The organism is Alkaliphilus serpentinus (assembly GCF_009017255.1).
Classification (GTDB): Bacteria; Bacillota; Clostridia; order Peptostreptococcales; family Natronincolaceae; genus Alkaliphilus_D; species Alkaliphilus_D serpentinus.
In genome coordinates this window covers 19,374-34,424 of the sequence record NZ_WBZB01000013.1, presented here as the reverse complement: position 1 = coordinate 34,424, position 15,051 = coordinate 19,374, and the positions used below count along the sequence as shown (strand labels likewise).

Sequence of the window (15,051 nt, the reverse complement as noted above, 5' to 3'; positions counted from 1 at the left end):
TATGGATATGAGCCAATATTTAGATGTCTTTATTGAAGAATCTAAGGAACATCTACAAAGTATGAATGCAATATTGTTAGAAATGGAAAAGGAACCAAATGAAGAAGGGATGCTTAATGAAATCTTCAGAATAGCCCACACTCTAAAGGGCATGTCTAGCACCATGGGGTTTCAAAATATTGCTGGATTAACTCATGAAATGGAAAATGCACTGCATTTGATTAGAGGTGGAGAATTACAAATGAATTCTTCAATAATAGATTTATTATTCAAATGCTTTGATGAGTTGGAAAAGTACCTATATGAAATAGAATCTAATGGAAGTGAAGGTCCTAATACCTCAAAGGATATCATAAAGGAGTTAGAAGAAATTAGATCCTATAAGGGTAGAGAAGTAAAGGATCCTGTTAAGGAAGCTTCTGTAGTTAACCCTTCAAGTAATGATATTCAATTAAATGAATATGTACATAGTATTGTTAAAAAAGCCTTACTTCAAGAGTTAAATGCCTATTTATTAAAGGTTACCTTAGATAAAAAGTGTATGCTAAAGGCTGCTAGAGCTTATATCATAATCAACACCTTAGAAAAACTTACAGAAATTGTCCACTCTACACCTTCAATAGAAGATATTGAAGATGAAAGATTTGATCTAAGTTTTCAATTGGTATTAATATCTAAGTCAGATGATAAAATTCTGCTTAAAGAACTAAACAGCATACCAGAAATTGCAAACATCGAGATAATAAGCCTTGCTGATAATGTTTCAATTATGGAGAATACAGGCTCAAATGAAGAGGCTAACCTCTTTATGGAGGATGAGATTATTGAAAATGCCATGACTCAAAAGGTAGAGGATAATAAGGGGAAAAAGGCAAAGACTGGTAAAACCGTTAGGGTAGATATCGATAGACTAGATAATCTCATGAATTTAGTTAGCGAGCTAATTATTATTAAAACGAGATTAGAAGATATAGATGACTCAGGTACCCAACATAACATGCATGAAGCAATAGAGTATTTGGAGAGAATAACTACGAGTCTCCATGATGCAGTAATGAAGGTTCGAATGGTACCTATAGAGAGGGTATTTAACAGATTCCCACGAATGGTTAGAGATTTATCTAAGGATTTAGGTAAAGAAATAACCCTATTTATGAGTGGTGAGGAAACAGAAGTAGACAGAACAGTTATTGACGAGATCGGCGATCCTCTAATACATCTAATTAGAAACTCCATTGATCATGGTATAGAAGAGCCAGATGAGAGAATTAAATATGGAAAGAACCCAAATGGTTCCTTAAAGTTGATTGCTTATCCAGATGGAAATAGTGTTGTTATAGAAGTTGAGGATGATGGAAAAGGCATAGATGTTGAAAGGGTTAAAGCAAAAGGGCTGGAAAAGGGCCTAATTACCCAACAACAGGCAGAAATTATGGATGAGTCAGAAATCATTCAGCTTTTATTCTCTCCTGGCTTCAGTACAGCCAATAAAATCACCGATCTTTCTGGTAGAGGTGTAGGATTGGATGTAGTAAAAACAAAGATTGAATCATTAGGTGGAGTTGTTGAGGTAGATACAAGGAAAAATATTGGTACCAAGTTTATTATTAGATTACCATTAACCCTTGCAATTATTCAGGCATTATTGGTAAAGGTCTCCACAGAAAAATATGCTATACCATTAAATACAATAAAAGAAATCACCACCATTGAGGAGTCCCAAATTAGAAGGGTACAAAATAATGAAGTGGTACTATATCGCAATTCAACCCTTCCTATTCTTCGTCTATCTCAGCTTCTAAAGGTTGAAGGAACAACGGAGGCCACTGAAGATTTAATAGTAGTTATTGTAAAGAAGGGTGATAAGACTGCAGGAATTGTTGTTGACAATCTAATAGGACAGCAAGAAATCGTTATTAAGTCCCTAGGCAAGTTCCTCTCTAACATTAAGGCAATTGCAGGGGCAACAATCTTAGGTAATGGTTCTGTTGCACTAATAGTTGACACGAATTCATTTTTTTAGGGGGTGAGGTAGCTTGAATGCAAATGTAGAAAACAATAAGCAATATGTCATTTTTAAACTTGAGGATGAATTTTATGGTGTGCCTATTACCTTTGTTGAAACCATAGAAAAGGTTACTGAAATTACTAGAGTACCCAATTCTCCCCATTATGTTAAGGGTGTAATTAACCTAAGGGGGGAAGTAGTTCCTGTTATAGATTTAAGACGTAGGTTTCAATTTCAAGATAAGGAGTTGACGGAGGAGTCTAGGATTATCGTATTGGCCCTAGAGGACATCAATGTGGGTTTCCTAGTTGAAGGCTCCTCAGAGGTCCTAACAATAGAACCTGATGATATTGATAAAACCACTAATTTTGTTAATTCCTTTGATGATGATTATATTAGTGGAATAGGCAAAGTGAAGGACAGAATGATTATAATCGTTAATATCTACAAAATACTTGGAATTGAAGCTAATTAAGGTGGTGTATGAATGTCTTTTTCAATTGATGATTTAAATAACCTTCATTTGGATGTACTAAGGGAAATTGGTAATATTGGCTCAGGTAATGCTGCTTCTGCCTTGGCTAAGATGATTAACAAGCGGATTGATATGGCTGTACCTATTGTGCAAATATTACCCTTTGAAGGCGTCGCTGCCATCCTTGGTGGCGAAGAGATGGTGGTGGCAGGAATTTATTTTCTTGTTGAAGGAGATATTTCTGGTAATATTATGTTTTTATTAGATATCGCTTCATCAAAGGTATTAACCAACATGTTAATGGGAAGAGAAGATATGTCGGAAGAATTTGATGAAATGGATAGATCTGCTTTACAAGAGGTAGGCAATATCCTTTGTGGCTCTTACCTTAACTCCTTATCTGCCTTAACTGGTTTAAATCTAAAGCTATCTGTACCATCACTATGTATTGATATGGCAGGAGCTATACTAAGTGTTCCAGCCATACAATTTTCTCAAACCAGTGATAAGGTTGTATTGATTGAAACGTTATTATCTGAAGGTAGCTATAAGGTTAAGGGGAACTTTTTCTTAATCCCCGATAGTAATTCCTTCGATAAATTACTGGAAAGTTTAGGAGTGTATATGTAGATGCAAAGGGTTATAAAGGTAGGGATGGCAGATTTAAAAGTAGTTATAGAACCGGATGTATTAACCACATTAGGTCTAGGATCTTGTGTAGGAATAGCATTATACGACAAATATAAAAAAATTGCTGGATTAGCCCATATTATGCTACCCTCCAGTCAACAAATAAAAAACAATTCAAATCCTGCTAAATTTGCTGATACTGCTATAGAGCTACTGATTCAGGAGATGCTTAATCAAGGAGCCGTATTAAGTAGAATATCAGCAAAAATTGCAGGTGGATCGCAAATGTTCTCCTTTGGAAATAATGGTAGCGACTTAATGAAAATAGGATACCGTAATACTGTGGCTACAAAAGAAATATTAGCGGCTAGTAAAATTCCCATTCTTTCAGAAGACACCGGTGGTAACCACGGAAGAACCATCGAATTTTATTCTGAAACAGGCGATTTATTGGTTAAAACCATTGGACATGGAGTAAAAACCATATAGGTGATTTGTTAAAGGGTGAAGTAGGGAGGTTTTCAATGGAACACATCAAACTGTGGCAAAACTATAAAAACAATAATGACGTAATTTCAAAACATTCCCTTATTGAGGCTTATATTGAACTGGTTAAAATCATCGCTGGTAGATTATATTCAAACTATGGCACCAATGTGGAATATGATGATTTAGTTAGCTATGGTATTTTTGGCTTAATTGATGCCATTGAAAAATTTGAAATAGATAAAAATGTCAAATTCGAAACCTATGCTCAAATCAGAATTAGAGGTGCTATTATAGATCAGCTAAGAAACTTAGATTGGATACCAAGATCTATAAGACAGAAGGCTAAGACAGTAGAGGTTGCCTATCGAAAACTTGAAAATCAACATGGAAGAAATGCAACAGATACTGAAATTGCAGATGAGCTCCTAATTTCTGTAGATGAGTTTCATTCATTACTTCAGCAAATAAATAATCTGAATATTGTATCATTAGAAGAAAATCTATTGGAAGGTAGCATTAAAAATCTATCAGGATCAAAGGAGAATACCCCTGAAGAAATTTTATGCGGTCAGGAGACTAAACAGATTTTACAGACCTCCATAGAACTATTGCCTGAAAGAGAAAAACAAGTAATATCCTTATATTATTTTGAGGAATTAACCTATAAAGAAATTGGAGCTATATTAGGAATATCGGAATCTCGAGTTTCTCAATTACATTCCAAAGCAATTTCTAGATTAAAGAGTAAGCTAACTTAATGAAAGCAATTTATTATGATATCAGTGGGAGGGGACAAGATGGCTAGGGATCATCAAATCTTTGAAGGAGAAAACTATCACGAAACGCTTAATAAAGCGTTAGAGCATTTGAATCTTAAAGAAGATCAAGTAGAGGTTGAAATTCTAGAAGAAAAAAAGGGATCCCTCTTTAGAAAGGGGTTTACAAAGTTAAAAATAGTTCCTAAGGATAACCATCAAACAGCTGTAACTGTTTCTGAGGATGATTTAAATCTTCAGTTGGATAAAATACTGACCACTGATAGGAATAATGAAGAAAATCGATATTTTACCATTGATTTTAAAGAAGATGGAATTTATTTAACAGTTAATCATGGAAGTAACAAAAAAGCTAGAGAAGAAGTTGACGATATACTTGATTTCATCAAAAGCAAAGCTATAGAGGGCTTCGATTTAATTAACATCACTTCAGCCATCAACGAGAAGCAAAAGTCCTTTATAATTGCACCACCCCAAGATGAAAAGATCATTGATAGTACAGCAAAATTTGAAATTAGTAAAAATAAAATGGAAGCAAAAATCCTCCTTACTGAACCTATAGGTGGTAAGTTTTTTACCCTTGAAACCTTAAAGGAAGCAATTAATGAACATGGTATAACCTATGGTGTTCAATATAACCAATTGGAGAATATGGTGAATGGAAAAATAACAGAAACCTTCTTGAAGATTGCAATAGGAAAAGAGCCTGTTAATGGGATAGATGGAAAAATAGCCCACTATTTTAAAACTTCGAAGGATTATAAACCCATTCTATTAGAAGATGGTTCAGTAGATTTTAAAACCCTTGATATTGTTAGCAATGTAAACAAAGGGCAGCTTTTGGCTGAGGCGATTCCCCCTACCCCTGGTGTAGAAGGCTATGATGTATTTGGTAATGTAATAAAACCAAAGGCTGGAAGAGATTTTAAGCTTAGAGGAGGAAAAAATACTGTTACAAGTGCCGATGGCTTAAAGCTATACTCTACTATTGAAGGGGAAGCCTTAATACTAGATGGAAAAATCGTAGTTAATGAAGTCTATACCATTCATAATGATGTAGATAACTCAACAGGAAACATCACCTTCAACGGTTCAATTAATGTTAGAGGTAATGTTAAAGCAGGGTTTACTATAAAGGCTGAAGGTAATATTGAGGTCCATGGAGTTGTTGAAGGAGCCAATTTATATGCTAAGGGTGACATAATCCTAAATAGAGGAGTTCAAGGAAGTAATCAGTGCTACCTTGAATGTGAGGGAAACCTATTTGCAAAGTATATTGAAAGTGCAAATATTAATGTTCATGGTAATGTAGAATCTGATTGTATTCTTCATAGTAATGTCTATGCTAAAGGTAAAATTTTAGTTATTGGTAAAAAAGGTTTGATGGTGGGGGGCGAGATTAAAGCTGGTGATGAAATACGGGCAAAAACCCTAGGCTCCCACATGGGTACCCAAACTAAGTTAGAGGTTGGTATTGATCCTGAGGAAAAGGCAAAATACGATGAAGTAAGACATCTCATTCAAGAAACAGAAAGAAACATGGATCATTTAAAAAAGACTATAGATTTACTAAGTAGAGCAGCAAAATCCAACCAGTTACCTAAGTCTAAAGAAGAAATTTTTGTGAAATCTATTAAAACCTATGAATTTCTAAAGGACAAGCTACAAAAGCTAAAAGAGGAAGAATTGGTTCTTGAAACAAAAATTCAAGCTATGGACAGAGGAAAGATTCATATTTCTGGGACTATATACCCAGGGGTTAAGGTAACCATTTTGAATTCTTCAAGGCATATTAATGATGAATTGTCCCACAGTACTTTATTTAGAAAGGATGGAGATGTAAGAATCGGTCCTTATGAAAATTAGGGGGAATTATAATGTCTATTAAACCAGTAGATTATCATTTAACCTATGCTAATTCAATAAAGGAGTCTAAAATAAAACAGGATGATGTCAATCGCTTTAAGGATACCAACCAATTTCTCCAGCAAAAAATTAATCAAGATACTGAGAAAAAGCTACATAGACCTGAAAATACTGAAAAATCCAATAAAAAAAACATAGGTAGAGAAGAGAATAAAAAGGGTAAGGGGTCTTATCAAGGAAAAAAGAGAAGAGAAGGGCAAAATTCAGCAAGTCATAATCAGGAAAATAAACCTAAAACAAAGAGTGGAATTGGTGATAAAATTGATATTATGATATAAAGAGGTGTAATATGGATTATAACACAATAATAGTTTTAGTAGGAATCCTCGTCACGATAATAGCGATATATGTGATTGTTAAGACAAATCATACTGATGAGATAAGTAAGGAAGATAATGATTTTACATCCATTAATAGAAATTCCATTAGAAATAAAGATCAAGAAAGTCTTCAAGAAATGGCAACTAGAATGGATATAGCTGAGGGAGATATCATTCAGCTTAGAAAAGATACTAGACAGTTAATGGAAGTTTATAATAAAGCTAAAGAAGCTGCTTTAGCAGTTAAGAAGCAAAATGATGAGGAAGCAACAAGCTTCAATCAAAAGTTCAATTATAATCTATTTACCCAAAGAAATCATGATATTATAGAGCTTCATCAGCAGGGATTGAGGGCTGAAGAAATAGCAAAGAAATTGAATAAAAGCATTCGTGAAATTGAAATGGTCATAAAGCTTACAAAATGAGGTGAAGTAATTGAAGGGTTTTTGTATAAAGAGCTTAGCCGTTGGTCTTGGCATTGGAATGATTCTTACAGCCTCCTTTAATATCTTCATGGAGCCTAGAATGCCTGAGGAAAATGTCACACCCATTGTAGAAGAAGAGAATACAAATGATTTAGAAAAATCAATAGAAAATTTAAAGAAAAACTTTGATAATCAAGAAGAGCCAGAAAAAGAAGAAGAAGATCTTCAACCATTGGTGGAAGAAAATACTGGTTTAGAAAATACAGAAGAGGCTGATAATCCTGAAGAAATTAAGAATCCAGAAGAAACTGAAAATCCAGAAGTAGAAGCCATCGAAGAGGAATCGGAATATCACGAAATTTATATCACTGGTGGAATGATATCCACAGAGATCGCCCAACTCCTTATGGAAGAGGGGGCAATTGAAGATGCTTCCGATTTCGTAAACTACCTTATCATAAATAATGCTGCTACCAAAATCAAAATCGGTAGAAAAATCATTCCTATGGGCAGTAGCTATGATGAAATTGTTAAAATATTATTAGATTATTAAAAAGCAATTATAATCTTAAATGTTAAATGTTGAATGTTGAATGTTGAATTGTTGTAGCTTCGACAGGTCGAAGCTTTTAATTATTCGTATTTCTAAAATCTAAAATTTATAATAATAAAGTTATCCTAGTGCATAAAACTTCTTAAAATATTTAAAAATAAATATTGCTTCATATTACCTAGTGTGTTAAAATACTATAGGTGAGAAAAACACACATTCTGTAATCTTCCCAGTAGTGCCTAATGGTTCTGGGCAGAAATGATCAGGATGGAGGAAAAACTAAAGGAGGTGTAGTGAAAATGTCAGTAATTTCTATGAAACAGTTACTTGAAGCAGGTGTTCATTTTGGACATCAAACTAGAAGATGGAATCCTAAGATGGCTGAGTATATCTTCACTGAAAGAAATGGTATTTATATCATCGATCTACAGAAAACCGTTAAGAAGGTTGAAGATGCCTACAGCATAATGAAGGATATCGCAGCTGAAGGAAAGAACATCCTTTTCGTAGGTACAAAGAAGCAAGCTCAAGAGGCTATTGAAGAAGAGGCTAAGAGATGTGGAATGTACTATGTTAACCAAAGATGGTTAGGTGGTATGCTAACAAATTACGGTACCATTAAAAACAGGATTGATCGTCTACGTGAGCTTGAGAAAATGGAAGAGAATGGAACCTTTGAGGTTCTACCCAAAAAGGAAGTTATTAAGCTTAGACATGAAATGGAAAGGCTTGAAAAGTTCCTAGGTGGAATCAAGGATATGACCGTACTTCCAGAAGCATTGTTTGTAGTTGATCCAAGAAAAGAGAGAATTGCCATCAAAGAAGCTCATAAGTTAGGTATACCTGTTATAGCTATTGTAGATACTAATTGTGATCCCGATGAAGTAGACTATGTAATACCAGGTAATGATGATGCAATCAGAGCTGTAAAATTACTAACTGCTACCATGGCCAATGCCGTAATTGAAGGTAAGCAGGGAGAACAAATTGAAGAATAGAAATAAAGCAAGGTAAGGGTTTAAGGGGTTGTCCCTTACTCCCTTACCTTTATTAATTTTAAGAAGGAGGCGTATACAAATGAATATTACAGCCGGAATGGTAAAGGAGCTTCGTGAAAAAACTGGAGCTGGAATGATGGATTGTAAAAAGGCATTAACAGATGCCAATGGGAACATGGAAAAGGCAGTTGAAGTATTAAGAGAAAAAGGCTTAGCAGCAGTTGCTAAAAAAGCAGGCAGAGTTGCAGCAGAAGGCTTAGTAGAATCATACATACATGGTGGAAGAATCGGAGTTTTAGTTGAGGTTAACTCAGAAACAGATTTCGTTGCTAAAAATCAAGAATTTAGGGACTTTGTTAAGGATATAGCAATGCAAATAGCAGCTTCTAATCCTACATATGTTAAGAAGGAAGAAGTTCCAGCTGAAAGCATAGAAAAGGAAAAAGAGATCCTTAGAAAACAAGCTCTTAATGAAGGTAAGCCAGAAAAGATCGTTGATAAAATGGTTGAAGGAAGAATTGAAAAGTATTATAAAGAAGTATGTTTATTAGAGCAACCATTTGTTAAGAATCCAGATATAACTATTAATGACTTACTCACTGAAAAAATTGCAAAAATAGGTGAAAACCTAAGTATAAGAAGATTTGTTAGATTCGAGGTTGGAGAGGGTATTGAAAAGAAAGAAGAGAATTTTGCTGAGGAAGTAGCAAAGCAAATCGGACAACAATAGAAGCAAAGGAGAACACTACTTGTGTTCTCCTTTATAATAAAATGTGATAAAGAAATACTTTATTTATGAAGGCACTTTCTCTATACTTTAAAACAGAGAAATTTAGAAAACAGTGTAGGATCTCAGGAAGCAAAATATATCGTAGTGTAGATTTAAGTTGAATTATATTCTATTAAATAGATTAAACATAAAGAGGATTTTTTATATAGCTGTAGAAATATATAGAAATGGAGGTTTTTTATGAAAAAGCCTATTTACAAACGCGTTCTTCTAAAAATTAGTGGAGAGGCCCTTGCAGGAGAACAAGGCTTCGGATTAGATACGGAAACCATCAACCACATTGCAGATGAAGTAAAAAATATTGTTGATATGGGAGTAGAAGTTGCAATAGTAGTAGGTGGAGGAAATTTCTGGAGAGGCAGAAGTGGCCAAGGAATGGATAGAACAACTGCCGATTATATGGGAATGCTAGCCACTGTTATTAATGCCTTAGCCCTACAGGATGCTTTAGAAAATATCGGTATTTTGACAAGAACTCAAACAGCCATAGAAATGCGGCAGATTGCAGAGCCCTATATAAGGAGAAGAGCTGTAAGACACCTTGAAAAGGGTCGGGTGGTGATATTTGCTGCAGGAACCGGAAATCCCTATTTTTCTACAGATACCACTGCAGCCTTAAGGGCAGCAGAAATTGAGGCAGAGGTAATCCTACTGGCAAAAAAAGTAGATGGTGTATATGATTCAGATCCCTACGAAAATCCAACAGCTGTTAAATTCGACGAGTTGAGCTATCTTGATGTGTTAAGGCTTGGCTTAAAGGTTATGGATTCTACTGCCACCTCCCTATGTATGGATAACAGTATACCAATTAAGGTCTTCGGAATAGATAAACCTAATAATATCACTAAGGTTATCTTAGGAGAATCAATCGGGACCTTTATAAATAGATAAAAAGGAGGAGATTATATGTATTTAGAAGTTCATATGGAACTTGAAGAAAAAATGCAGAAAACTATTAATGTTATTAAAGACGACCTCAATAGTATTAGGGCCGGAAGGGCTAATCCAGCTATGCTAGATAAAATAACTGTAGACTATTACGGTACCACTACTCCTTTGAAACAAATTGCATCAGTTTCTGCACCTGAACCAAGAATGATTATTGTTCAACCCTATGATAAATCAGCTATGCAACTTATCGAGAAGGCCATCATGACCTCAGATTTGGGCATCAATCCATCCAATGATGGAAAGATTATTCGACTGAATATTCCCATGCTTACAGAGGAAAGAAGAAGGGATTTATCTAAACTTGCAAAAAAAACAGCAGAAGAGGGTAAGATTACCATAAGAAATGAACGTAGAGATGCCAATGATAGCCTTAAGAAACTTCACAAGGATGGAGAATTAACTGAAGATGATTTAAAAAAGGCTCAGGATGAAGTTCAAAAATTGACAGATAAATTCATTCAGCAAATCGATGACCTATTAGCTAAAAAAGAAGTAGAGATTATGGAGGTTTAATTATTGAAGCCAATAGTTGATATCCTTGGATTTAAAACAGAGGAAGCTATTAATGCACTAAATATTCTTGGTTATGAAGTTATAATTAAAGAGAGCTATGGAAAAAATACCACTAAATCCAATGATAGTAGAATAATCAGGCAAAGGCTTGTATCAAAAAATGAGATGGAATTAATAATATCCTTTTTTTAAGCCCCCTTCTTGGGGGTTTAAAATTGATAGAGGTGAATAAGACTAATGAAATTCTTCAAAAGCAGTCCTTCATCATTACAGGAAATAATCCTTGATAATGAAAAATTACCCCAACATATAGCCATTATTATGGATGGTAACGGAAGGTGGGCTAAAAAGAGATTTTTGCCAAGAACCCTGGGGCATAAGGCCGGTGTTGAAGCCCTTAGAGATATCATCAAGACTGCATCAAATACGAAAATAGCCTATCTAACCCTTTATGCCTTTTCTACAGAGAATTGGAATAGACCCAATGATGAAGTTTCTGCCCTTATGGAGCTATTGGTTGAATACCTTAGAAAAGAGGGAGAGGAGCTCCATTCAAATAACATTAAGATCAACACAATTGGAGATATTGATGGTCTGCCAGAATTTGCAAGAAAAGAGGTTCTTAGAGCAAAGGAGCTTACAAAAAACAATACAGGTCTTTGGGTAAATATAGCCTTGAATTATGGCGGTAGAGATGAAATTGTAAGGGGAATTAAAAGGATTGCTAAGGACATAAAAGAGGATAAGATTAGTATAGAGGATATAAATCAAGAAGTTTTTAGTAGCTACCTTGAAACTGCCAATATGCCAGATCCTGACCTTTTGATAAGAACCAGCGGAGAATACCGATTTAGCAATTTTCTTATATGGCAATCTGCCTATACGGAACTTTGGTTTACAGATATTTTATGGCCAGACTTTAGAGGAGAAGATTTACTGATGGCCATATCAGATTTTCAAAAAAGAGAAAGACGGTTTGGCAAAGTTTAAGGGGGAGAACAAATGCTAAAGAGGATAATTAGTGGAGTACTAGGTATACCCATCTTGATAACTGTGGTTTGGTATGGTGGCTACCTATTATATTTATCGCTTTTAATTGTATCACTAATTGGTATACATGAGTTTTATATAGCCTTTAAAAGTAAAAATATTCATCCAATAAGGTGGATAGGATATATTATTACCTTAATCATCTTAAGTGATTTTTACTTCTCTGGTACCCAAGGAAGGATTCTATTCCTTCTAGTAGCCACTACACTATTGATTAGTATCATACTTTTAATCAATAACAAATATAATATCATTGATGGTGCCGTAACCCTATATGGAATTATTTATGTTGGGATTTTTTTAGGACATATTATTTTAATATCCAATAGTGACAAAGAAGCTTATATATGGCTTGCCTTTATAACAGCTTGGGCATCCGATACCTTCGCATACTTTGCTGGGAACTTTTTTGGCAAAAGAAAGCTTTGTCCAACAATCAGCCCGAAGAAAACCGTTGAAGGAGCCATCGGTGGTGGATTGGGTAGCATGTTATCCTGTGGGATTTTTGGATATCTTGTAATTGGTGAAAATATACTAGCTATTATAATCATCGGACTAATTGGAAGTATATTCTCCATGCTAGGAGATTTGACAGCATCCATTATTAAGAGACATATCGGTATTAAAGATTATGGGAATCTGATTCCTGGTCACGGTGGAATTTTAGATCGTTTTGATAGCATATTATTTACGGCTCCCTTTGTCTATTACGCTATAACGCTTTTAAAATAGACATTAAAGTAAGCATGGCTTTTAGCTATGCTCAGACTGTTGAAAAACTATCATATTCTTCGTTGCTGCAGAAACCCAGCATTTTCATTAACCCCTGAGAGACAGACCAAGCCATATTACAGCCTTACGTATTGTGTATACGCTGCAATCGCTGGCTTTCTTTGCGCCTAGACTCTAACAGCTTTTGAACAGTCTGTACATTGTTAAAAAGAATTTATAGGAATATAAAAGGTGATTATATGAAAAAACGAGTTGTAATTTTGGGTTCAACAGGTTCAATTGGAAAACAGGCATTAAAAGTGGTGGAAAGCAATTCTGAATCCTTTGAAGTTGTTGGCTTAGCAGTAATGACTAGTATCAACGAGTTAGAAAAACAAATTCTCAAATATAAGCCAAAGGCCGTAGCTGTCTATGATGCTTCTAAGGCCAAAGAGCTGAAGGACAGAATCAAAACAGATATTAAGGTTTTATCTGGAATGGAGGGACTCTTAGAGTTGTCTGCCATGGAGGAGGCCAACATCCTATTAAACTCTGTTGTTGGTAGTATTGGCTTACAGCCCACCCTTACAGCCATTAGAGCAGGAAAAACCATTGCCCTTGCCAATAAAGAAACCTTAGTAGTGGCTGGTAGGATCATTATGGAGGAAGCTAAAAGGTATGGTGTAGATATTATACCAGTGGATAGCGAGCATTCTGCTATATTTCAATGCTTAAAAGGAGAAAATGTGAAGGAGATTGCCAAAATCATTTTAACAGCCTCTGGTGGACCCTTTAAAGACTGGAGTAAAGAAAATCTAAAGAATGTAAAACCCAAAGATGCATTAAAGCATCCCAACTGGGAAATGGGCAAGAAAATTACTATAGACTCATCAACTCTTATGAATAAAGGCTTAGAAGTAATTGAGGCCAAGTGGTTATTTGATGTGGATATGGATAATATAAAAGTATTGGTACACCCACAAAGTATCATACATTCTATGGTGGAGTTTATAGATCATTCAGTGATGGCACAGCTGGGAGTCCCAGATATGATGCTACCAATTCAATACGCCTTTACCCACCCCGATAGAATTGAGGGTAGGATACCACAGTTGAAGCTTCATGAGGTGGGGCAATTAACCTTTCAACAGCCAGATCTAGAAAAATTTCCATGCTTATCTTTAGCCTACAAAGCCCTTGAGGCAGGCGGAACTATGCCCTGTGTTGTTAATGGAGCCAATGAGGTGCTGGTGGAGGCCTTTTTACAGGAGAGCATAGGCTTTTATGATATACCTCGTTATATCGAAGGAGCAATGATGGTCCATAAGCCTTATGATTATAGAACTATTGAAGATGTACTTGAAGTTGATAAATGGGTTCGTAACTGGGTAAAATCTCAAATATAGGGGTGATGAGTGATGCAAACAATCATAGTAGCTTTAGCTGTTTTTGGTGTACTGGTAATTTTTCATGAACTAGGACATTTCTGCGTAGCTAAGGCAACTGGAATTAAGGTACATGAATTTGCTATAGGAATGGGTCCAAGGATATTTCATCATAAAGGGAAGGAAACAGAATATTCCTTAAGGGCATTACCTATTGGTGGTTATGTGAAAATGGAAGGTGAGGATGAAGCCTCTGAAGATGCTAGAAGCTTTTCAAAAAAATCTATCCCTGTGAGAATGGCTGTTTTGTTTGCAGGCTCCTTTATGAATATTGTACTTGCCATTATTCTATTTACAATCATTTTCTTTTCACTTGGTGCTGCCACAAACACAGTTGGAGACGTTGTAATTGGTTCACCAGCAGAATCTGCTGGATTACAGCCTGGTGATACTATAACCCAAATAGATTCTGAAAAAATTTATACATGGAATCAATTGGTGGAAAGAATAATGGAATCCAATGGAGATCCTTTGGAAATTCAGATAAAAAGAGGAGAAGAAATATTTCAAAAAACTGTTACTCCAAAACTCAATGAAGAAACAAACAGATTCACCATTGGTATAGAAACAAAAGTAGAAAGATCCATAGGACAATCTATTAAAACAGCTGTATTAAGCGCCTATGAAGTTATGAAGCAAATCGTTGGTTTTCTTAGACAGCTTATAACCCGACAAGCTGACGCCGACCAGCTAACGGGGCCGGTGGGAATAATTGCTGTAGTGGGTCAAGCCTCTAAATCAGGCTGGCAGGATGTAGTTTCCTTAGCTGGCTTAATAAGCATTAACTTAGGAATTATGAACCTTTTACCAATACCTGCCCTTGATGGAAGTAGAATCATGTTCTTATTCGTTGAATTGCTAAGGGGTAAGCCTGTAGACCCTGAGAAAGAAGGGATGATTCATCTGGTAGGGTTTGGGTTATTGATTATGCTTATGCTCTTTGTAACTTGGCAGGATATCCTTAGATTGGTTCAGGGTTAGTTAACATAAA

18 protein-coding genes are annotated in these 15,051 nt (G+C 35.3%); all 18 read left to right on the top strand.

Going from position 1 to position 15,051, the window contains the following annotated elements; all coding sequences use genetic code 11:
* The first annotated feature begins 1 nt into the window (after position 1).
* The 18 genes from F8153_RS04065 to rseP all read left to right on the top strand — a co-directional run bounded on the left by F8153_RS04065 (position 2) and on the right by rseP (position 15,041).
* Complete coding sequence (locus F8153_RS04065) at positions 2–2,023, top strand: chemotaxis protein CheA (RefSeq protein WP_151865088.1); 2,022 nt, start codon at positions 2–4, stop codon at positions 2,021–2,023.
* A gap of 13 nt (positions 2,024–2,036) precedes the next feature.
* Positions 2,037–2,483: a chemotaxis protein CheW gene (locus F8153_RS04060; protein ID WP_151865087.1), complete on the top strand. Its 447-nt coding sequence runs from the start codon at positions 2,037–2,039 to the stop codon at positions 2,481–2,483.
* A gap of 12 nt (positions 2,484–2,495) precedes the next feature.
* Positions 2,496–3,113 carry a chemotaxis protein CheC gene (locus F8153_RS04055; protein ID WP_151865086.1) on the top strand — a complete coding sequence of 206 codons (618 nt, stop codon included), beginning with the start codon at positions 2,496–2,498 and terminating at the stop codon, positions 3,111–3,113.
* Positions 3,114–3,602 (top strand): chemotaxis protein CheD, encoded by a 489-nt coding sequence (locus F8153_RS04050; protein WP_151865085.1) that lies wholly within the window; start codon positions 3,114–3,116, stop codon positions 3,600–3,602.
* A gap of 35 nt (positions 3,603–3,637) precedes the next feature.
* Positions 3,638–4,360, top strand: coding sequence for a FliA/WhiG family RNA polymerase sigma factor (locus F8153_RS04045; RefSeq protein ID WP_151865084.1), 723 nt, complete (start codon positions 3,638–3,640; stop codon positions 4,358–4,360).
* A gap of 39 nt (positions 4,361–4,399) precedes the next feature.
* The gene (locus tag F8153_RS04040; RefSeq protein WP_192929648.1) at positions 4,400–6,244 is read left to right on the top strand and encodes a FapA family protein; all 1,845 of its coding nucleotides are present in this window, start codon (positions 4,400–4,402) and stop codon (positions 6,242–6,244) included.
* An 11-nt stretch (positions 6,245–6,255) separates the two neighbouring features.
* Positions 6,256–6,582 (top strand): hypothetical protein, encoded by a 327-nt coding sequence (locus F8153_RS04035; RefSeq protein ID WP_151865082.1) that lies wholly within the window; start codon positions 6,256–6,258, stop codon positions 6,580–6,582.
* A gap of 11 nt (positions 6,583–6,593) precedes the next feature.
* A complete protein-coding gene (locus F8153_RS04030; protein ID WP_151865081.1) occupies positions 6,594–7,049 on the top strand; it encodes a DUF6115 domain-containing protein in 456 nt (151 codons plus the stop codon).
* A 10-nt stretch (positions 7,050–7,059) separates the two neighbouring features.
* Positions 7,060–7,602, top strand: a complete 543-nt coding sequence (locus F8153_RS04025) for a hypothetical protein (protein WP_151865080.1) — start codon at positions 7,060–7,062, stop codon at positions 7,600–7,602.
* A gap of 299 nt (positions 7,603–7,901) precedes the next feature.
* Positions 7,902–8,600 (top strand): 30S ribosomal protein S2, encoded by a 699-nt coding sequence (gene rpsB, locus F8153_RS04020; RefSeq protein WP_151865079.1) that lies wholly within the window; start codon positions 7,902–7,904, stop codon positions 8,598–8,600.
* A gap of 79 nt (positions 8,601–8,679) precedes the next feature.
* Positions 8,680–9,330, top strand: a complete 651-nt coding sequence (tsf, locus tag F8153_RS04015; RefSeq protein WP_151865078.1) for a translation elongation factor Ts — start codon at positions 8,680–8,682, stop codon at positions 9,328–9,330.
* A 240-nt stretch (positions 9,331–9,570) separates the two neighbouring features.
* The gene (pyrH, locus tag F8153_RS04010; RefSeq protein ID WP_151865077.1) at positions 9,571–10,281 is read left to right on the top strand and encodes a UMP kinase; all 711 of its coding nucleotides are present in this window, start codon (positions 9,571–9,573) and stop codon (positions 10,279–10,281) included.
* A gap of 15 nt (positions 10,282–10,296) precedes the next feature.
* Positions 10,297–10,854, top strand: coding sequence for a ribosome recycling factor (gene frr / locus F8153_RS04005; RefSeq protein WP_151865076.1), 558 nt, complete (start codon positions 10,297–10,299; stop codon positions 10,852–10,854).
* Between the two features lie 3 nt (positions 10,855–10,857).
* On the top strand, positions 10,858–11,046 hold the full coding sequence (locus F8153_RS04000) for a hypothetical protein (RefSeq protein ID WP_151865075.1): 189 nt from the start codon (positions 10,858–10,860) through the stop codon (positions 11,044–11,046).
* 45 nt (positions 11,047–11,091) lie between these two features.
* Positions 11,092–11,844, top strand: a complete 753-nt coding sequence (locus F8153_RS03995) for an isoprenyl transferase (RefSeq protein ID WP_151865074.1) — start codon at positions 11,092–11,094, stop codon at positions 11,842–11,844.
* Between the two features lie 12 nt (positions 11,845–11,856).
* Positions 11,857–12,636 carry a phosphatidate cytidylyltransferase gene (locus F8153_RS03990; protein WP_151865073.1) on the top strand — a complete coding sequence of 260 codons (780 nt, stop codon included), beginning with the start codon at positions 11,857–11,859 and terminating at the stop codon, positions 12,634–12,636.
* 239 nt (positions 12,637–12,875) lie between these two features.
* Positions 12,876–14,021, top strand: coding sequence for a 1-deoxy-D-xylulose-5-phosphate reductoisomerase (locus F8153_RS03985; protein WP_151865072.1), 1,146 nt, complete (start codon positions 12,876–12,878; stop codon positions 14,019–14,021).
* A 12-nt stretch (positions 14,022–14,033) separates the two neighbouring features.
* Positions 14,034–15,041: an RIP metalloprotease RseP gene (gene rseP, locus F8153_RS03980; protein WP_151865071.1), complete on the top strand. Its 1,008-nt coding sequence runs from the start codon at positions 14,034–14,036 to the stop codon at positions 15,039–15,041.
* The last annotated feature ends 10 nt before the right edge of the window (positions 15,042–15,051 follow it).